Below are 18,947 nucleotides of genomic sequence, written 5' to 3'. Positions count from 1 at the left end.
TATAAACTAATAGATGGATAACCAAACAACAGCAATAAAAATACAAATAATGGAAATAATACCGCCTGATTTTGTAAACTCTAAAAACGATATTTTAATACCATGCGCAGAGGATTGCTCAACAGCAATAATCCCTGCAATACTACCAAATATAAATATATTACCCGCAAAACAGGCCCCTAAAATTAACGCAGCACCTAACAAATCGACATTGCCATGAGGGTAAACAAACTGGATCAATAAAATCACCGTTGGTGTCGTCCCTACAAAAATACTCATTACGATGGTGACCAAAAATAACGTAATAGGGCTATTTAGGTCGATACCTTTGCCCAATAGATAATGCAATATCTCCTGAGGGATACCAGTATTAGAAAATGCGGTATTAATAATAAATAACCCCATCATTAAAAGAATTAAGTCTCCATCAACATGCTTTAACATGTCACTGGACGCTATTTTTCTGTTTAACAATAAAAAACAGGCTGCTGACAATGCAACAAGCTCACGAGGTAAATCACTAAATAAAAAAGCGAGAATAACCGCAAATAAAACCGTAGCGGCTTTTATCGTTTCCCACCAATTGAATTCAATAATCGAAGGTTCGCCATTGGACAATGTTGACTTTTTATCGTCAGATAAATACCAACGATTACGGTAAAGCAAAGTGATCACACACCATACAATGGGAATTGAAAATAAGACTGGAATAGCCGTAATATTGAGTATGCCAATAAAAGATAAATCCAATCCTTGTGCCACAACCATATTTTTAGGGCTGCCAATTAAAGAACCTGCGGCACCGTTATTGGCCGCAAAGCAAAAGCCAAGTAAAAATGGAATTGGGTTAAGACCACGAGATAATGTAACGGAAACCAATAAAGGCGTCATCGCCACCACAACAATATCGTTTGTAAGTACAGAGGCAAGAAGTGCGCCAACCATAATGAAAACAGCCATTAATTTAGGTGGGCTAATATTTAAGCTCGCCACTTTTTGTGCCGCTTGGTGATAAAATCCTGATACTGTAAATGATGCAGATACCACCATTAAGCCAAATAGTAATCCAATCGCACTGTAATCAATTGCATTCCAAGATACTTTGGGCGAGATAATCCCAAACCCTATCATGGCCAATGCCCCCGCTACAGATGCACCAGTACGGTCAATTTTAATCCCTGGGAAAGTCCCAAAAGCCATTGCGACATACACTAGAATAAAAATAATAACGGTTAGATCCATAATAAACTCTCTATCTCTTATCTATATTTTTATTTCTTCGTATAAATGATAAAGCTGCAGATACTCCACAGCAGCAATTTTCTATTGGGACTCCAGCATATTATGATTCTAATATGTTGTTTGAAAAAATAATATTTTCCATCACTTGGTTATTAATGTTTTCACCAAAGATCATTTTAATCAGAACTTCACTTCCTAAAGATGAAAGCGAAATGAGTAAATCCGCATGTAGTAGCTGCATGTTTTCGTAGTTTTTGTCATCATTTACAGCAATAACACTTTTAATATTTCCACCAACAATTTCTTTCGCAGCCAACATAGAAATGGTGTTTTCAGAATCAGAGTCACCTAAAATAAATAACGCTTTTGCCTGATCTAAGTTAGCGCTATTTAATGTATGTTTATTAATTTGCGCTGTGACAATAACTTGCGCATTATCTGGATAGCTCTTTTTTTGATCTTCATGACAAAGCACCATGACATCTAAGTCGCGCTTTCTTAATCCGTGGTAGGTGTTTAAAGCTAGGGGGCTTGCGCCAACAATAATATAGTGGTTTTTCATACGGAATAATCTCTTCTTAACAATTTCCTGTGTGCTTTTTGCAAATACCCCTAAAAAATAAACAATAGAGGTTGTGAAAATTGTAATACCTAAAATTACAATCGAAATGGTGAACAGTCTTGCCTCAACGCTAATTGGAATAATGTCACCAAATCCCACCGTCGTCATACATACCAGAGCAAAGTAAAATGCTGATGAAATATCAGTAACATGGGGTTGAAATTGTTCGCCTAAATACAAAGTTCCAAATACAGAATAACCCAATAATACGCTTAAGCTCATGAAAGCAACAAAGCCTGCACCAGATAAGCTATGGCGATTAAATGCTTTCCAATTTGCAACAGCAATAATCAGTACTATCAGTGAAAAAGTTCCAGTCAGGACATTTTCCCTTGCTAATACCAAGTTAATTAACATAATAATAAACAGCATAAAGCAGCTAAATAACCAACCGATCCGCAGGCCTAAATATGTAGGAATAGCAAGGATAATGAGTACAACTCCAATAGCAAATCTTGGAATATCTAATAACTTAACTAATCCTAAAGATTGTAGCCAATCAACAAAACCTAGATGCTGAGGGTATAAATGAAAATCATAAGTTGAGATGATGGGGATAATAATCAATATCCCATCTACAAGTATTAATAATGAGAGCACTAAGCGTAGCATTCTCATATTTTGAATATATTTATATATTGCATTTTTTTTCATAATTGAATACCAAAAAGTTTTAGTGCAAATATTACTGCCGATGCTTAGGCATAATATCTTGATTCGGTACTAGAAATAGCCATGATGCTAGAACAAATGGCATCGTTAAGGTCGGGATACCAAATGGTTCAAGAATAATATCGAGTGCCCCTTGAACAAATACGGTAAATATCACACCAACGATGGCATAAACGACCACTCGATAGCTCGGTTTATTAAAGGTAGAACCTAAAGCAATCGCAGTTAATACAGCGCTAAATGAATATAAACCAGTATGAATACTCGAAAAGTCACCTTTTAAAAGAGTTGCAACAATAAAAGCAAGAAGAGAACCAAATACGGCAAATATCGCTGCCCATATAGAGCTAACCGCAAGACCAATGACAAAAAGAATGCCGACAATCATGCTACTGAGTAAAAATACTTCCGAGACACCACGGAAAATATCAGCAACCAGATCGCTATGAGGAATTAACCCAATAGGTTCAATAAGTTGTTTAGGTAATGCGGGGGTCGGCAATGCAACACCTTCAATACCTAAGAAATTGTAACTCGCGAGTAAAATGATCCATGATACTAAAACAAAAGGGGCTGTTAATGCTGCAACTTTCCAGTTTTTTAGAAAATCCATTAAAGAGATAGTCGCTATAACAGAAACGATACTCCCTAATACGATTGTTACCCAAACAAATGGGGTATTCTCTAAGAAAGTAGGAAGAGCAACCCCAACTAAGCAACCATTGTATCCATAAAGCCCCGAGCGCAGTGATTCAGTATCTAATTTACTAATATAAGCGGTAAGTGTAGCCACAATGGTACCTAACAAACAACCTAAAGCGACTTGCGGCATGCCTTCTAAAAACGCACCGATGAAAATGGCAATAAAAAATAGAAGTCCGGTGAGTGCGTTATTTTGAAACATAACTTGAGCACAGCCACGCAAGACGATATCAATAAATTGTATCGCTATATTTTTGCTGGCTAACTTATTCCAAGCATTCTGATTTATTATTTTTTCCATCATGAAATTCCTTGATAGGAATATCAGTAGAGAAATCATAAAAATTACTCTACTGATAATATATTAATAAATTACTTTGATAACCTAACCGGTTATTTCAGTCACTTTATGACAACCATTACTATTTTGTATTAAATGCAATAATAAACATTTAATGTAATAAACCGCATTTAACGCCATAAAAAAGGTTCTTGTAGCGAAATACCTAATATCTCTTCTCTCGCTATTTGCCAAAAATATCTGACAGCATCCTTCACTTTTGGACTATCAACCCCCAATGCTTTAAATATTAATCCACAGTCATTCGGTAATTGAGTTGCACCAAAAGCAATTTCATTTTTCGGGTCATATATCGCATCTAGACGTTCTAAAATACGCTCATGATGAATTTTAGGTGTCAGTAAAATAACATTGCCAAAAGTATCAAAGCTATCCATAACCGCTTTAAGATTTAACGGTGATTTTTTTGGCTCTAAAATGTATTTCTCAACAAATAATTCTTTATTGAACGATGATTCTGCTCGAATATGGGATGAAAAAACATCAAATCCAAACTGTTCATCTGGGTGGTGATATTTCCTGCCCGACATGAGTATTTCGGAATAAATCATTGTCGCACTTGGATGAATATTAATCCGCGTGTCAGTAATAAACCGAGAATTACGGTGAGGAATTATAGGATCGGGTAAATACTCTAAATACCCATCTTCCTCAACGATAATATTCTGGTACTGTGTGGCATAGTTGGCTTCCATCATATGAACCTTGGTCGCAGATTGCGTTGTCACATGAGCACAAGCACCTTTTTCAACTATAATATCAAGGGCTTGCCTATCACCTTGCAGTAAACTACCAGAGGTAGAGATCATAGTGACGCAGGGTAGATGGGGCATCAACTCATCCCAATACAGCGCTTTTTGCACTAAAGAAGGAACGCGACGCTCCATTTCCACCAGCTCACTACGATACTCTCCTTGAGCAAACCTTAATTTTAAGTAACCACTTTTACCAACAGCACCACTTTGCATTTGCTTCGGTTCATCTTGATATGCGGCGAGTTCAGGTGCATTGCTGCCTAAAATATGAGCTTTAACACGCGTTGGAGTATTTGCTATATCTGCCCTGAAATTCGTCATCTTTACCCCCTTGGTACTTGGTGCGTAAAGAGGAATTTATCCATGATCATATCAACCAACTCAACAACCCCTTCCCCCGTTTTACAGTTAGTCAGTATATAAGGGCGGTCGCCACGAACAATTTTGGTATCATGTTCCATCACTTCAAGACTGGCACCAACATAAGGCGCTAAGTCAATTTTGTTGATAACTAAAATATCGGCTTGAACTAAACCTGGACCATTTTTACGTGGAATTTTTTCACCTTCAGCTACATCAATAACATAGATGTAAAAGTCAGCAAGTGCAGGGCTAAAGGTTAAAGTTAAATTATCACCGCCACTTTCGATCATAATCACATCGCTATCAGGGAAGCGTTCTTCCATATCTTCAACTGCAGCAATGTTCATACTTGGGTCTTCACGTACTGCAGTGTGAGGACATGCCCCTGTTTCAACACCTAAAATTTTCTCTTCATCAAGAATGCCTTTCAAGGTGCGTTTTACTTGTTTTGCATCTTCAGTCGTCACAATGTCATTCGTGATGATTAGCGGTTTAATACCTCTTTCAATGAGGATCGGGGTGATCACTTCAATAATTGCTGTTTTTCCTGAACCTACTGGTCCACCAATTCCGATCCGAGTCATTTTTTTCATCATTTTTCCCCAAAATTTTTAGTTGTTCGTTAGTTCATAAACAAACGGACAAACGATTTAGTGTGTACCGCAGCTAAGACATCAATCACAGGAACATATGAGGACATTTGCTCTATGTCACCATTAGCTGCGATGTCACAAAAAACCTTAATTTCTTCATTTAATTCAAAAAGAATATGCTGTGTTTCATAGTGTGTGATACGCATTAGCCGCATCGCAGCACTCAAAATGGTCATGGCAATACCATATTGGTGCATCACAACAACATCTCTTTCCGCGATCCCTTGAACAGCCATAACAATGGCTTGTGTTACTGGCTGAGTCCCTGGAACCTCATTAGCTTTGATTTTCGCAAGCCACCCACTCACTTGTGGGTTCTCAAAAATATGGACTGAGATTTCAGCGAGTTTTTTCCCCATTCGGGTTGTCATTATGCGTGCTTCTTCATTCAATTTACGGTTATGTACCGCCCAATCAACCTTCGCTAATGTGTCGTTATCTTGAGCAATAGCAGCACGATGAGCCGCCACAATGGCGATACAATCTGAATGAGCTGCGACACTCAAAGACGTATGAACAAAAGATTTCAGCGTTTCTTTGTCGTGGACAACACCTTTTTGAATGGCGGATTCAACCCCATTTGAAAATGTAAATGCACCAATTGGTAGTGCTGAATCACCAAACTGCATAATTCTAATTAGGTCAGATGCTTCCATATCACTTTCCTTACTCATGAACACGAACGTTATTTGTGTGTATGAGTGTGCCCATGGTCATGATGGTGATCATGACTGTGACTGTGCCCGTGGATCTGCCCTAATTCCACATGAACATGCGTATCTGTTTCCTCTGCACCACCAAATAATAAACGCGCTTCAGAGTGGCTCAATTCAGGTAAAATGCTTTCACCTTTCACAAAGGCAAATGTTTCTTCACCAAAACCATGTGTGCGCATGACCGAACCCATGACTTTTTCACTTACCGTCAGTGGTACGTAAACAAGATCACCCTTTAAAACGGCTTTCCAGTGCTGGTTACCTAATGCATGCCCTAATTCGAAACTAATACGAATATGCTCTTCAGTACTTAGGTTTTTCAGGTGGGACAAATTGACCATCATGACGTCACGTAAAGAGATCTGAACTATCGTCATTGTATTGGTTGTTTCATCAAATAGCAGGACATCACCATCCGACAACAAGACTTTTCTGTCCAGCGCAATACCTAAGTCTTGGCCTTTTTCAGTATTTTTACGACAGCGGCTTTTCTGTGCTTCTCGTTGATCAAGGATCAACGTATCAACGTCAGCATTTTTCTGGCGCGCTTGCCACACTGGGTCTTTTTTAACATTGCCAAGAATATGTTCAATAATGATCATAATATTACCTTTTATGTTAATTCTGCCTGCCACTGGCAGGCAGATAATCCAAACATGTACAATTAGCTAAAGAAATAACGTTGATTCATTGCGGCTTCGCTAATCGGCTGGCAAGTTGCATGTTCACCATTTACTTTTACAGCAAAGGTTTCAGGGTCAACTTCAATATTTGGTGTCTCACCGTTACGCACTAAATCACGCTTTCCAATCGCTCGGCAGTTATTGACAGCAACCACTTGCCGCTCAAGGTCTGCTTTTTCTTTAATGCCATCATCTAAAGCAGCTTGTGAAACGAAAGTCACACAAGTGTCGTTAACGGTTTTACCCATTGCACCAAACATTGGACGATAGAACACTGGCTGTGGTGTTGGCAGGGAAGCATTCGGATCGCCCATTGCTGCCCAGTTGATCATGCCACCTTTAATAACCAGTTTAGGTTTAGCACCAAACATACGTGGGTCCCATAATACGAGATCCGCCATTTTGCCGACCTCAATGGAGCCTAGAATATGGCTGATACCCTGAGCAATCGCTGGGTTGATGGTGATTTTTGCCACGTAACGTAGGACACGGAAGTTATCATTGCCTGGCGCATCTTCAGGCAGCTTGCCACGAGACGCTTTCATCGCGTTGGCTGTCTGAACAATACGTAACCAGTTTTCACCCACACGCCCCATCGCTTGTGAATCACTTGAGAACATCGAAATAGCGCCCATATCATGTAGCACGTTTTCTGCTGCAATGGTTTCAGGGCGAACACGGCTCTCTGCAAATGAAACATCCGACGGGATATTTGGATTCAAGTTATGACATACCATGATCATGTCAAATAACTCTGACTGGCTGTTAACACCGAACGGTAAGGTTGGGTTTGTTGAGCTTGGTAATACGTTAGGCTGGCTAACAACTTTTATAATATCAGGGGCATGTCCACCACCAGCACCTTCTGTATGGTAGGTGTGGATAGTTCTACCTTCAAAGGCTTCGATGGTATCTTCAACATAACCACCTTCATTTAGGCTGTCTGTATGTACTGAGATTTGCACATCAAATTCATCAGCAATACGTAACGCATGGCGAATCGCATTTCCTGTTGCGCCCCAGTCTTCGTGAACTTTTAGGCCAGCAGCCCCCGCAACCAGCTGTTCTATCAGTGGTTCACGAGTATAAGAGTTGCCTTTACCTAAAATACCTACGTTAATTGGTAAACCTTCGATAGCGCGTAGCATGGAGCGCATGTTCCAAGGGCCTGCCGTTACTGTCGTACCGTTAGTTCCATCGGTTGGGCCAATACCACCACCAAAGAAGGTTGTCACACCGTTTGATAACGCCGCATAAGCTTGTTGCGGCGAAATTAAGTGAATATGAGTATCAATACCCGCAGCCGTTAGAATCAAGTGTTCACCGGAGATAGCATCCGTTGATACCCCAACAACCATACCTGGCGTGATGTTATCTTGAATATTTGGGTTACCGCTTTTACCAACACCAACAATTTTGCCTGCTTTAATCCCCACGTCGGCTTTGATCACACCTAAACGCGCATCGACGATAGTGACGTTAGTAATCACTAAATCTAAAACACCGTTATCACTCGTGAAAGTATTATTCGCGCCCATACCATCGCGTAAAGATTTACCACCACCATAGACAGACTCCTCGCCATATCCACGTAAATCTTTTTCGATTTCAATATATAAATCGGTATCGCCTAAACGAATTTTATCGCCAACTGTTGGTCCGAATAAACCGTTGTATTCTTGTCTAGAAATTTTTGGCATGTTATTTACCTTTAACGTTAAGAAGGTGCATTGTTATTTATCATTACTGACATCTAACGCGCTTACTGTTCCTTATGCTTAAAACCACGAGCAATTGCTTTATTTAAAGCGATTGCTTTAGCAGGACGCTCAGTAGCGGCAACGTTGTCACCCGCCCAACCATCAACAAGGTTATTAAACCCATAGACACTTTGCTTTCCACCATAAGGGATCAGAGAAACTTCCACTTCATCACCTGGCTCAAAACGAATTGCCGTTGTAGAAGCAATATTTAAACGCTTACCGTAAGCCGCTGCACGGTCGAACTCTAATGCGTGGTTAACTTCAAAAAAATGAAAGTGGGAGCCAATTTGCACAGGTCTATCACCTGTATTACGAACTTTAATTTTTGTTTCAGGTTTGCCAACGTTGAACTCAATAGGCTCATCTGCAAAAATAACACCACCTAAAGGAGTCGGGGCTTTAATGCTTGTTTTTGAATTACTCATATTTCACCTCACCCTTCATTTATTTAATCGGATTGTGGACAGTCACTAAGCGAGTACCATCAGTAAAAATCGCTTCAACCTGAACATTTGGAATTAAGTCGTCCACACCATCCATAACGTCTTTTTTCGTTAAAACAGTTGCCGCTTCTTTCATCACATCTTCAACGGTTTTACCATCACGTGCACCTTCAAGTGCGGTAACCGTAATAATGGCAACAGCTTCTGGGTAATTTAATTTCACACCACGCGCACGGCGTTTTTCAGCTACGTCTGCGAGTGTGTAAACCATCAATTTTTCAATTTCTCTTGGGGTTAACTGCATAACGCCTCCTCAATTGATAAAGCTTAGTATTGTTAATACTGATAAGTATTCATTTTACGAACCAATAACTCATTTTCATTTGTAAAATATAAATTGAGTTAAATATCCAATAACGACGAGTTAAATAAATAAAATCCTTCTCAATAAACATTCCAATTTAATTAATCCAAATAAGACTGGATACGTATTGGCTATTTATTAAATTCAATTTTTAAATCATATTTATTCACTGGGTCCAATTTATAAATTGTTGTTCGGGCAAAGAATTCCACAGAGATTGAAAACACTTCCCTCCTCCGCCTCGCTTTAATATTTCACTACTGAGTACTTCTTCTAAAACACCATTACGTAATAGCGCAATGCGATCAGCAAAACGCACAGCCATTGCAAGGTCGTGGGTCACCCACAAAACACCTTTACCATCAAAGCAAAGAGATTTGATATGTTGTAGAAGTTGCATCGCATGTTCATCGTCTAGCCAAGATGAAATTTCATCTGCAAGAATATATTCAGCTTGAGAGAGTGTCGCGCTACAAGCGAGTACACGTTTTGCCATTCCCCCAGAAAGCTTATTGGGATAGCTATGGATTAAATCTGCTTGTAAATTATATTGTTGTAAGTGCAACGCGACGTCATGCATTTTAATATGCTGTCCACTTAATACAGCGGCACGTTCAAGTTGAGGGCCTATCTTAATGAGAGGATTTAATGCACTAATCCCTTGAGGGATATAGCACAGTGAATTACCACGATATTGCTGTTTAGATTTTTCTGTTAACTGGCATCCATTTAATACAATATCACCACGACAGCGCATATTTTCAGGTAATAGACCTAAACTACTTTGTAGTAATAAGCTTTTCCCTTCTCCGCTTCCACCTACCAATGCAACCATTTCACCTGGAGCCACATCCAATGAAATATCTTGTAAAAGCGGTGACCACTGTTTTTTGCCTAACCAGCGGAATTTCGCAACATCAATCGTAAGGTTATCAAAACTTAACATCAATCGCTCCTCAACCATAATTGTTGTACCGCTTTAGCAAACTGATCAAATAACAGCACTAACCCAACTAATGCAATGCCTGGAAACACAGCTAACCACCATGCACCTGTACTTAAGTAACGCAATGCATCTGACAGCAAAATACCTAACGATGCTTCATGTGGAGACAAACCAAACCCCAAAAAACTCAGTGCCGCACTATGTAATATCGCATGTGGAAACATTAATAATGACCCCACTAACCATTGTGAAAGGATCATCGGTAAATAGTCATATCGGCATCGGTAGAGCGCACTATTTCCAATCCGTTTCGATAACATGATGTAATCTGTTTGCTGCACTCGGAGCAATTCGGAACGTAAGATCAACGTCAACTTTGGCCAGTGTGTCAACGCAACCGCCCAAATTACCCCCACTTTGCCGCCACCTAATGTAAAGCAAATCAATATCAACAATAACAAGTGTGGCAACGCTAACAACGAATCAATACATCCACGAATAACATAATCCATCGTCTTACTAAAAGAGGATAAACTTGCCATCACTAGCGCTATCACTCCGCTCGATAATGCTGCGATGGTACCAATTTGTAAGCTGGTCGCTATTCCTTGGAATACTCTGTCCCACAAGTCTCGACCTAAATTATCAGTACCAAATAAATGAACCAACGATGGCGCTTGTCGGCGGTCGAGTAAATTCACTTCTACATCAGTTTGGGAAAGCCATGCTGCATAAGCCCCTAAAGCAAATAAGCACAATAAGGAAATAACTAACTTAATTAAGGCCTTATTTGGATTATAAGTCATGGCTCTCGGAGTACTCCTTTGTTCACGCTCTTGAGCAACCTATCAGAGATACTATTACTAAAGAAAATCACTACCGCACATAGCATCACGATCCCCATTAATAAAGGGATGTCACCCCGTAAACCTGCATCAATGGTCGCTTGCCCTAATCCTGGGTAAGCAAACACTTTTTCAGCTAGCAATGCACCACTGAGCAATTCCCCCATTGAGGCAAACTGTAAACATATTGCAGGGGTAATCGCATGTTTTACGACATGAAAGCTGATCATCGGCCATCCTTTATCCCCTTGAGCTTTTGCATAATGGATAAACTCACTGTTCATTACTTCAGCAACTTTAGAACGCGTATGCAGTGCGATATTACCAATACCTAACATCCCTAAAGCCACTACAGGTAACACAAGGTGATGCACTTTTTGTGACAATGTTGATGTTTGTTCATCTAAGCCTATCGGCCAAGCGCAACAAATTGGCGCCCACTGTAATGAAACAGCAAAAAGTGACAATAAAAGTAAACCAACCCAAAAAACAGGAATTGAAGCCAATAAATAAGATAGCGTTGAGATGATTTTATCTGGCCATCTATTTAGGTATCTCCCTGCTATCAACCCAAGTCCAAAACCAATCGCTCCAGAAAATAGCCATGCCGATAATAACAAGGCTAATGAAGGTGCTAACCTATCAGCAATCACTTGTGAAACAGGGGTGTTATAGAGCATGGAATACCCCATATCACCTTGTAATATCTGTGAAAACCAACGCCAGAACTGCATCCATAAAGGCTGATCAAGCCCCCAACGAGCTGCAATCAATGAATATTGCTCAGGGGGAACATGCATTAAATCATTACCAATGTAGGCTTTAATTGGGTCTATTGGTGAATAGCTTAGGAGAATAAAAACCCCAAATGCTGTCACCAATAATAAACAGATAAACCGCAATAAAAGCCCGATGGTTGTCCGCATTACTTGCAGGTCCAAGCCCAGTCATCTACATTATTCAACACTGACCACGAGCCGTGAATTTCAGGTGCGCCCTTTCCTAGCTCGACACAATTATTCAATAAATAAAGATGTTGTACGTTCATTAACCAAGCCCAAGCAGCATCACCTTGAATACCTGTTCCTGTTTTGCCATCCCAATCCACTTTCTGCCAAAATGGAATAGCCGCATCTTGGTCTGGCTGGCGAAGTGCCTCTTCTATCACCTTATCAACAGCTGGATTTTTATAGTAACCCGCATTATAGAACCCTACGCCAGCAGCCTTGCTGCTGTAGTTATGAACCAGTTCCATCGGGTCAAGGCTACCCCAACCAAACAATGTTGGGTTGGCATGCATATATTTTTCAACGGTTTCCCAGCTGCCTGATTTTAAATCCATTTCAATGCCAATTGGCTTTAAGCTTGCTCTCACGGCCTGAGCTAAATCACGACGAGTGCTGTCGCCGCTGGCGTACCAAAGCGTTAGTTTTGCCACTTTGCCATCTTTTTCTCTTAAGCCGTCTTTATTCAGTTTCCAGCCAGCATCATCAAGAATAGTTTTCGCTTTTTCGACATCCCCATCTTTAAATGAAGATTGAGGATTATTCCAAGGCAAGCCTTCAACGCCTGTATATGCAGGGATCGCAAAACCTTCTAACACCGCATCCGCCAATAGCTTACGGTCAATGGCGTAGTTGATCGCTTTACGGATAGCGACATCTGAAGTAATGTCATTTCCAATTGGGTCACCTGCCGCATTTTTCTCTCCCGCAGGTGGAATTGGGAAGGAAATCCCTCGGTTTTCAACACTGTGGCGCTCAATCAACTTCATTCTTTTCACATCTTTTGCATTATTCGCAACGGCTGCAGGAATACGAACAATGTCTAATTCACCACTTTGAGCTGCGGCAAAAGCGCCATCTTCATTCAAGAAGACAAAAACCATTTTATCGAAATCGTTTTTGGGCCCCGCATAAAATGGGTTTCTTTCAACAATTAATTGCTGGCCTGGCTGGAAGTTCACTAAGCGATAAGGGCCTGCCCCGATAGGATTATGTGCGTATTTTTTCGCATCATATTTATCCGCAGAAACAATCCCTAATGAACCTAATACATTAATAAAGGTACTTTGCGGAGCAGATAACGTCATTTTAACGGTAGATGGGTTAACTTCCTCTGCTTTAGCAAAGTTCCCCATATCGACTTTTCCACCACTTGCTGCGGCATTGTTATAGGTAAAAACAACATCTTTTGCGGTTAATGGGGAACCATCGGAGAATTTAAGCCCGTCTTTTAATTTTAATGTCCACTCTTTACCGTCATCTGAATGTTCATATTTTTCAAGCATGTAGCTATGCCATGATAAATCAGCTTTTTGTTTTAATAATGGACTATGCAAAAGTAAATAGCTGCCGTGGCTCCAACCTAACATTGGATCAAACCCCTCGGTTGGCTCAGAGCCTATCGCTAAGCGCAAAGTTTGCGGTTTCTGAGTATCAGTCGCAGCATTTACACTCATCGATAGCCCCATAAAACAAATAGCCTGAATAGCTATTGCTACTTTCTTTTTCATATACCCATCCTAAATTACCAGCTGTATTTAGCAGCTATCCCAACCGGTGGTTCAAATAAACCTACCAATTAGGATAAACTGCAAGAAATAATATATTTGATAACTAATCTGCTTTTTCTCGATATGCGTCTTCATCAAATTCAACGGTATCTAAATTGTCACCAACCGCACTTTGGTCAACTCTGACTGGTGTAAATTTATTGATTATCCAAAGAATTAAGATTGTAAAAACAAAGGACCAAATACTGGTAAAGACAACTGCCACAGTTTGCTTCACAATTTGCATCCCGTTACCTTCAATTAACCCAGCAGGACCTTTCGCATTCCAAACCGTTGATGCAAACACGCCGACTAAAATAGAGCCAGTAATACCACCGACACCGTGCACACCGAATACATCTAATGCATCATCTAAATGACGCCTGACTAAGAAAACACAGGTGTAACAAACGATACTCGCAATAATCCCAATAATTGCCGCAGAACCAATTGAAACATAACCTGAGGCAGGCGTAATAGTGGCTAATCCCGCTACAGCCCCCGTTAAAAAACCAACAAGTTTAGGTTTACCTGTATGGAAACGTTCAATGATAAACCAAGTAATTGCTGCAAATGCCGCGGCAATATCGGTAGTAATAAACGCTGAAACGGTTACGGTATTGACTTGCAGTTCAGAACCCGCGTTAAAACCATACCAACCAAACCACAATAAAGCCGCGCCAAGTGCAATATAAGGAATATTGTGAGTACCATCTGACTTAATGACTCTTTTACCTACATATAATGCTGAAGCAATTGCAGCAAACCCTGCAGTTGCATGAACGACAATACCACCCGCAAAGTCAACAACCCCCCATTTAGCAAAAATACCATCTGGGCTCCAGACCATATGAACGAATGGTGCATAGACAAATAATGTCCATAAGGTTAAAAAGATGAGATAAGCAGGGAAATTAACTCTATTTGCGAAAGCCCCTGTAATTAAGGCGGGCGTAATAATCGCAAACATCATTTGATATCCAAAATGAACCAGTATTGGCAAACCACCATCATTACCGGTATACATCGTCTGAGGATCAATGTTATTCAAGAATGCATAATAAAGTGGGTCGCCAACAATCCCATTAATTGTAGGACCGAACGATAATGAATACCCAACCGCAAACCAAATAATTGCCACCCACCCCATAGAAAAGAAACTCTGGGACATAATGGTAATAATACTTTTACGCGAAACTAATCCACCATAGAAAAAAGCAAGCCCAGGAGTCATTAGCATAACAAGACTAGTACAAAGCAGCATAAATGCTGTATTTGGGACATCCAAAACTGACAATACATTTTCCATGGATACTCCTAAATTAACATAATGATATTTAAAATTTAGAGATATTTATTACTTCATTAAATGACTAGAATGATTATCACAATTGAAATTACATTCATAATAGAGTGATCACTAAGATAATCAATAAAAAAAAACAAATTAGATAATAAAAAATAATTCATACGTTTTTTAATAATCGATAAATGATTAACCATAAATGACTAATTAACATCGAAAAATAAAAATCATTTTAGCCAGTGAAACATTCATAATTTTCAATCAAAAACAAGGCATCTTCTTAATTAATAACAATCAGATTTAAAAGCATATTTTTTACATTTTCCCGCATTCTTTATTTTAATAGGTATAAAAATAAATCTATCCTCCGAAATCATTCATAAACATTACACTTTCATTACTATTAAATTGAAAAATAGCGTAATTAATTCAGTATACTCAGTTAAAAAACAGAAACCTACACAGCACTAATCAAATAAACTGCAAAAACCATTAGCAACCATAAATACAAAAACAAAACCCCGTAAATTCCTTAAAAGAAAATAAATTAAATAATATTAATTAAAAGAAACCCTACTTAATAAAAAATTCATCATGGTAATTCCAATACCTATAAAGTTAGTATGGTTTTATTACACTTATTTTTAAAAATATAAGAAGGGTTTATTTTTCTTTTCATTATTCAGTGTACTCATTTCATTTTCCACAAATGTACTTATTCTTGATATCTTAAGGTTGCTTCAAGGCATAAGTGCCGCAGCCGCATTTTCTGGGGCAATATCTCATATTTTATTTAATTAACAGCATAAACACATACAGAGTGTTGAAGTTGCCAACAACACCCAATCCCATTTATCTTCTTAAGGTTTATGCTTACTAGCCTCTTCATTTGCATTTTGTACATCGTGACGACCAATCACTATTTGACCATCTTCCTTGATAAATTCACTTTGTTGCTGGTTAGGCAATATATCTAACACTACCTCTGAAGGTCGACACAACTTTACGCCTAGCGGAGTGACGACAATCGGCCTATTAATCAGTAGCGGATACTGCAACATCACATCAATGAGTTGGTCATCTGTATAGCTATCTTTTTCTAAGTTTAATTGCTCATAGGGTTCAACATTTTTTCGTAGTAACGCCCTTACCGTGATTTTCATATCAGCAATAAGTTGCACTAACACATCTTTAGCCAGCGGCGTTTCTAGATAATAAATAATCGTTGGCTCAATACCACTATTGCGGATCATCGCAAGCGTATTGCGTGAAGTGCCGCAGTTTGGATTGTGGTAGATAGTGATCTCATTCATGGGGCTACCTTTAATTTAACAGTGAAAGTCGAAGTACTAAAGCAACGAGTGTGACAATGAGCACAGGGATCGTCATGATAATCCCTGTTTTAAAATAGTAGCCCCATGTAATGGTCATGTTTTTTTGCGATAAAACATGCAACCACAGCAATGTAGCCAAACTACCAATCGGTGTAATTTTAGGCCCCAAATCGGCACCAATCACATTGGCATAAACCATGGCTTGCTGAATTAATCCTGTCGCTTCACTCCCTTCAATGGATAAAGCACCAATTAATACCGTTGGCATATTATTCATAATTGATGATAAAAATGCGGTAATAAACCCAGTACCCAGAGTTGCTACCCATAACCCTTTGTCTGCAAGGTAATTGAGCGCTTCAGAAAGATAATCGGTTAACCCTGCATTTCTTAAACCATAAACCACCAAGTACATACCTAAAGAGAAAATGACGATTTGCCACGGTGCACTACGTAACACTTTTTTGGTATTAATCGTATGGCCTCTGGCTGCAATCACCCAAAGAATTAAGGCGCCAATTGCCGCAATAGCGCTAACAGGAATACCTAATGGTTCTAAGACAAAAAAACCGATGAGCAACAACACCAATACCAGCCAACCTGCTCTAAACGTTGTCATGTCCTTAATGGCTAAAGTCGGTTCACTCAGTTTAGTGATATCATACTGCTTAGGAATATCTTTGCGGAAAAACCAATGCAGCATCGCTAATGTTACAATAATTGCTGCAATATCCACTGGCACCATAATCGATGCATATTCAGTAAATCCAATATTAAAGAAGTCCGCAGAAACGATATTCACGAGGTTTGAGACAATAAGTGGCAAGCTCGCTGTATCTGCAATAAAACCCGCTGCCATGACAAATGCTAATGTCGTGCCTTTGTTAAAACCAAGTGCCAGTAACATCGCAATTACAATGGGCGTTAATATCAAAGCTGCGCCATCGTTGGCAAATAAAGCAGCAACCATTGCACCAAGTAATACAATATAACTAAATAGCAGTCTTCCTTTACCCCCGCCCCACTTAGCAACATGCAATGCAGCCCATTCAAAGAAACCGCTTTCATCTAAAAGCAGGCTAATAATAATTACTGCAACAAATGTCGCAGTGGCATTCCAAACAATATTCCAAACAATCGGAATATCTTGAAAACTGATCACACCAAAGATCAGTGCCAACACCGCTCCTGCCGATGCACTCCAGCCTATACCCAACCCTTTGGGCTGCCATATAACAAACGTAATCGTCAAAACAAAAATTAATGCCGCAATAAACATAACAACCTCGTACTTATTACACTTACAACACATATGTTTTTTCATATGTGTTTATTTAAAAAATTATCTTGCGCAATTACCCATCGAATGTGTTTTCGCTATAGCTGAGAGTAAGTTTGATACTCTCTTTTTTTCTGTTAAATACGTTATATCAATGATATTTTTTACCCACGGTAGTAATGCCGGAGATAATCGATAATGAACCCATTTACCATGTTTTGAATCGAGCAAAAGACCCGATTCTCTTAGCATTGCTAGGTGTCGAGAAGTCTTTGGTTGCGATAAATTTAAGGCCGTATAGATATCACAGACACATAGCTCACCAGATGCTTTCAAAAGCAACACGATATCGAGCCTTGTTTGATCACCTAAAATTTTAAACAGTTGTAGTGGTTCCATATATTCTCCTGAATGCTCTATGGGCATTCTACCCCCTAAAAACATATATGCAAAATCAAATATAACAATAAATACTAAAAAGAATTTTTAAGCTGAAGGATCGCGAGTTAATTTGAAGACCTAATTAGTCGTGTTTCTATAAAACAGTGACTAAGACTAGATTACAAAAAATATACTCGAAAAATCAAACAGTAAGCTAAATATAAAAATAGCTTTTCTACTTCCCCCGCTATTAGTTCTATATCTTGAATAGGGGTAAGTGTGTGAAAAGATCCTTTTTCATGATAAACTTACATTGAAAATATAAAGAGTTAGGTTGATTCAGACTTAGTATAAAAGTAAGCTTAAAACTGGATTTTAGTCATGAAAGAAATCAAAAAAATGTCAGATAAAGACTTTGTTGATACACTAATACAAGAATGGCTGGAAACCGTCCCTACATTGGATTTGAGTGGTTTACCCATTATCGCCCGCATAGTACGTATGAGTCATTATATCTCGCAATTTGTTGATGCGAATTTGGCCCGATACAATCTAAATGTGGGGGAGTTTGAAGTGCTAGCAGCACTTGCTAGAAACCCTGACCGTCAACTTTCCCCCAAAGAACTGCAAAAGAAAATTCTTATTTCCTCTGGTGGATTATCTAACCGAATTAATCGATTAGAAGAAAAGAAATTCATTGTTAGAATTCCAGATCCTGCTGATCGACGTGGTGTTATTGTAAAAATAACACCAGAGGGACGAAAATTGACGCTTGAAGCAGTAGAAACTCACGTAGCGATTGAAAAATCATTAATTCAAGGCTTAGATGCTGAAAATAAAGATCAACTCGCTATGCTACTGAAAAAACTTATTCAATCACAAAAATCTGAGCTCAACGAGAAAAATGGAGCTGAATAAAAAAACACCCCAAAGTTGGAGTAAACTTTAGGGTGCAGCTCACAT

19 protein-coding genes are annotated in these 18,947 nt (G+C 39.1%); 1 reads left to right on the top strand and 18 read right to left on the bottom strand.

The features are described from left to right. Positions 1–6 precede the first annotated feature (6 nt). The 18 genes from ACE2AL_RS05685 to ACE2AL_RS05600 all read right to left on the bottom strand — a co-directional run bounded on the left by ACE2AL_RS05685 (position 7) and on the right by ACE2AL_RS05600 (position 18,002). A complete protein-coding gene (locus ACE2AL_RS05685; protein WP_375084135.1) occupies positions 7–1,242 on the bottom strand; it encodes an SLC13 family permease in 1,236 nt (411 codons plus the stop codon). Positions 1,243–1,342: 100 nt separating this feature from the next. Continuing rightward, complete coding sequence (locus ACE2AL_RS05680) at positions 1,343–2,518, bottom strand: ion channel (RefSeq protein ID WP_206082855.1); 1,176 nt, start codon at positions 2,516–2,518, stop codon at positions 1,343–1,345. A 31-nt stretch (positions 2,519–2,549) separates the two neighbouring features. Continuing rightward, positions 2,550–3,542 carry an urea transporter gene (yut, locus tag ACE2AL_RS05675; RefSeq protein WP_206082856.1) on the bottom strand — a complete coding sequence of 331 codons (993 nt, stop codon included), beginning with the start codon at positions 3,540–3,542 and terminating at the stop codon, positions 2,550–2,552. A gap of 167 nt (positions 3,543–3,709) precedes the next feature. Beyond that, positions 3,710–4,675 carry an urease accessory protein UreD gene (locus ACE2AL_RS05670; protein WP_206082857.1) on the bottom strand — a complete coding sequence of 322 codons (966 nt, stop codon included), beginning with the start codon at positions 4,673–4,675 and terminating at the stop codon, positions 3,710–3,712. 2 nt (positions 4,676–4,677) lie between these two features. Further along, the gene (gene ureG / locus ACE2AL_RS05665) at positions 4,678–5,310 is read right to left on the bottom strand and encodes an urease accessory protein UreG (RefSeq protein ID WP_206082858.1); all 633 of its coding nucleotides are present in this window, start codon (positions 5,308–5,310) and stop codon (positions 4,678–4,680) included. A 29-nt stretch (positions 5,311–5,339) separates the two neighbouring features. Next, entirely contained in the window at positions 5,340–6,026 is a 687-nt protein-coding gene (locus ACE2AL_RS05660) for an urease accessory protein UreF (RefSeq protein WP_206082859.1), read from the bottom strand. Between the two features lie 29 nt (positions 6,027–6,055). Continuing rightward, positions 6,056–6,688, bottom strand: a complete 633-nt coding sequence (gene ureE / locus ACE2AL_RS05655) for an urease accessory protein UreE (protein WP_349415664.1) — start codon at positions 6,686–6,688, stop codon at positions 6,056–6,058. Positions 6,689–6,750: 62 nt separating this feature from the next. Continuing rightward, positions 6,751–8,469, bottom strand: coding sequence for an urease subunit alpha (locus ACE2AL_RS05650; RefSeq protein WP_042848772.1), 1,719 nt, complete (start codon positions 8,467–8,469; stop codon positions 6,751–6,753). A gap of 62 nt (positions 8,470–8,531) precedes the next feature. Continuing rightward, the gene (locus tag ACE2AL_RS05645) at positions 8,532–8,957 is read right to left on the bottom strand and encodes an urease subunit beta (protein ID WP_206082861.1); all 426 of its coding nucleotides are present in this window, start codon (positions 8,955–8,957) and stop codon (positions 8,532–8,534) included. A 19-nt stretch (positions 8,958–8,976) separates the two neighbouring features. Further along, on the bottom strand, positions 8,977–9,279 hold the full coding sequence (locus ACE2AL_RS05640; RefSeq protein ID WP_206082862.1) for an urease subunit gamma: 303 nt from the start codon (positions 9,277–9,279) through the stop codon (positions 8,977–8,979). A 226-nt stretch (positions 9,280–9,505) separates the two neighbouring features. Continuing rightward, a complete protein-coding gene (locus ACE2AL_RS05635; RefSeq protein WP_206082863.1) occupies positions 9,506–10,285 on the bottom strand; it encodes an ATP-binding cassette domain-containing protein in 780 nt (259 codons plus the stop codon). Then, the gene (locus ACE2AL_RS05630) at positions 10,285–11,091 is read right to left on the bottom strand and encodes an ABC transporter permease (RefSeq protein ID WP_206082864.1); all 807 of its coding nucleotides are present in this window, start codon (positions 11,089–11,091) and stop codon (positions 10,285–10,287) included. Before ACE2AL_RS05630 ends, ACE2AL_RS05635 begins: the two co-directional genes overlap by 1 nt. Then, positions 11,088–12,056, bottom strand: a complete 969-nt coding sequence (locus ACE2AL_RS05625) for an ABC transporter permease (protein WP_206082865.1) — start codon at positions 12,054–12,056, stop codon at positions 11,088–11,090. Before ACE2AL_RS05625 ends, ACE2AL_RS05630 begins: the two co-directional genes overlap by 4 nt. Next, positions 12,056–13,645 carry an ABC transporter substrate-binding protein gene (locus ACE2AL_RS05620; RefSeq protein WP_206082866.1) on the bottom strand — a complete coding sequence of 530 codons (1,590 nt, stop codon included), beginning with the start codon at positions 13,643–13,645 and terminating at the stop codon, positions 12,056–12,058. The genes ACE2AL_RS05625 and ACE2AL_RS05620 overlap by 1 nt, the downstream gene beginning before the upstream one ends. A gap of 103 nt (positions 13,646–13,748) precedes the next feature. After that, complete coding sequence (locus tag ACE2AL_RS05615) at positions 13,749–14,993, bottom strand: ammonium transporter (RefSeq protein WP_206082867.1); 1,245 nt, start codon at positions 14,991–14,993, stop codon at positions 13,749–13,751. Between the two features lie 857 nt (positions 14,994–15,850). Beyond that, positions 15,851–16,303 carry a glutaredoxin-dependent arsenate reductase gene (gene arsC, locus ACE2AL_RS05610; protein WP_375084134.1) on the bottom strand — a complete coding sequence of 151 codons (453 nt, stop codon included), beginning with the start codon at positions 16,301–16,303 and terminating at the stop codon, positions 15,851–15,853. 10 nt (positions 16,304–16,313) lie between these two features. Further along, positions 16,314–17,603 (bottom strand): arsenic transporter, encoded by a 1,290-nt coding sequence (locus ACE2AL_RS05605; protein ID WP_206082869.1) that lies wholly within the window; start codon positions 17,601–17,603, stop codon positions 16,314–16,316. A gap of 63 nt (positions 17,604–17,666) precedes the next feature. Beyond that, complete coding sequence (locus tag ACE2AL_RS05600) at positions 17,667–18,002, bottom strand: metalloregulator ArsR/SmtB family transcription factor (protein WP_206082870.1); 336 nt, start codon at positions 18,000–18,002, stop codon at positions 17,667–17,669. A 363-nt stretch (positions 18,003–18,365) separates the two neighbouring features. Between ACE2AL_RS05600 and ACE2AL_RS05595 the strand changes: the two genes are divergently transcribed. Further along, on the top strand, positions 18,366–18,902 hold the full coding sequence (locus ACE2AL_RS05595) for a MarR family winged helix-turn-helix transcriptional regulator (RefSeq protein ID WP_206082871.1): 537 nt from the start codon (positions 18,366–18,368) through the stop codon (positions 18,900–18,902). Positions 18,903–18,947 lie beyond the last annotated feature (45 nt).

This window comes from Providencia xihuensis, assembly GCF_041953405.1.
GTDB classification, from domain to species: Bacteria; Pseudomonadota; Gammaproteobacteria; order Enterobacterales; family Enterobacteriaceae; genus Providencia; species Providencia vermicola.
Note: the sequence above shows the minus strand (reverse complement) of the source record. Positions and strands in the feature narration are given on the sequence as shown.

What these genes read in the sequence shown, in the direction of transcription:
- ACE2AL_RS05615 (WP_206082867.1), bottom strand. Translation starts at nt 14,993, where the DNA reads ATGGAAAATGTATTGTCAGTTTTGGATGTCCCAAATACAGCATTTATG.
- arsC (WP_375084134.1), bottom strand. Translation starts at nt 16,303, where the DNA reads ATGAATGAGATCACTATCTACCACAATCCAAACTGCGGCACTTCACGC.
- ACE2AL_RS05680 (WP_206082855.1), bottom strand. Translation starts at nt 2,518, where the DNA reads ATGAAAAAAAATGCAATATATAAATATATTCAAAATATGAGAATGCTA.
- ureE (WP_349415664.1), bottom strand. Translation starts at nt 6,688, where the DNA reads ATGATCATTATTGAACATATTCTTGGCAATGTTAAAAAAGACCCAGTG.
- ACE2AL_RS05630 (WP_206082864.1), bottom strand. Translation starts at nt 11,091, where the DNA reads ATGACTTATAATCCAAATAAGGCCTTAATTAAGTTAGTTATTTCCTTA.
- ACE2AL_RS05600 (WP_206082870.1), bottom strand. Translation starts at nt 18,002, where the DNA reads ATGGAACCACTACAACTGTTTAAAATTTTAGGTGATCAAACAAGGCTC.
- ACE2AL_RS05645 (WP_206082861.1), bottom strand. Translation starts at nt 8,957, where the DNA reads ATGAGTAATTCAAAAACAAGCATTAAAGCCCCGACTCCTTTAGGTGGT.
- ACE2AL_RS05685 (WP_375084135.1), bottom strand. Translation starts at nt 1,242, where the DNA reads ATGGATCTAACCGTTATTATTTTTATTCTAGTGTATGTCGCAATGGCT.
- ACE2AL_RS05650 (WP_042848772.1), bottom strand. Translation starts at nt 8,469, where the DNA reads ATGCCAAAAATTTCTAGACAAGAATACAACGGTTTATTCGGACCAACA.
- ACE2AL_RS05625 (WP_206082865.1), bottom strand. Translation starts at nt 12,056, where the DNA reads ATGCGGACAACCATCGGGCTTTTATTGCGGTTTATCTGTTTATTATTG.
- ACE2AL_RS05670 (WP_206082857.1), bottom strand. Translation starts at nt 4,675, where the DNA reads ATGACGAATTTCAGGGCAGATATAGCAAATACTCCAACGCGTGTTAAA.
- ACE2AL_RS05640 (WP_206082862.1), bottom strand. Translation starts at nt 9,279, where the DNA reads ATGCAGTTAACCCCAAGAGAAATTGAAAAATTGATGGTTTACACACTC.
- ACE2AL_RS05605 (WP_206082869.1), bottom strand. Translation starts at nt 17,603, where the DNA reads ATGTTTATTGCGGCATTAATTTTTGTTTTGACGATTACGTTTGTTATA.
- yut (WP_206082856.1), bottom strand. Translation starts at nt 3,542, where the DNA reads ATGATGGAAAAAATAATAAATCAGAATGCTTGGAATAAGTTAGCCAGC.
- ACE2AL_RS05595 (WP_206082871.1), top strand. Translation starts at nt 18,366, where the DNA reads ATGAAAGAAATCAAAAAAATGTCAGATAAAGACTTTGTTGATACACTA.
- ureG (WP_206082858.1), bottom strand. Translation starts at nt 5,310, where the DNA reads ATGAAAAAAATGACTCGGATCGGAATTGGTGGACCAGTAGGTTCAGGA.
- ACE2AL_RS05660 (WP_206082859.1), bottom strand. Translation starts at nt 6,026, where the DNA reads ATGGAAGCATCTGACCTAATTAGAATTATGCAGTTTGGTGATTCAGCA.
- ACE2AL_RS05635 (WP_206082863.1), bottom strand. Translation starts at nt 10,285, where the DNA reads ATGTTAAGTTTTGATAACCTTACGATTGATGTTGCGAAATTCCGCTGG.
- ACE2AL_RS05620 (WP_206082866.1), bottom strand. Translation starts at nt 13,645, where the DNA reads ATGAAAAAGAAAGTAGCAATAGCTATTCAGGCTATTTGTTTTATGGGG.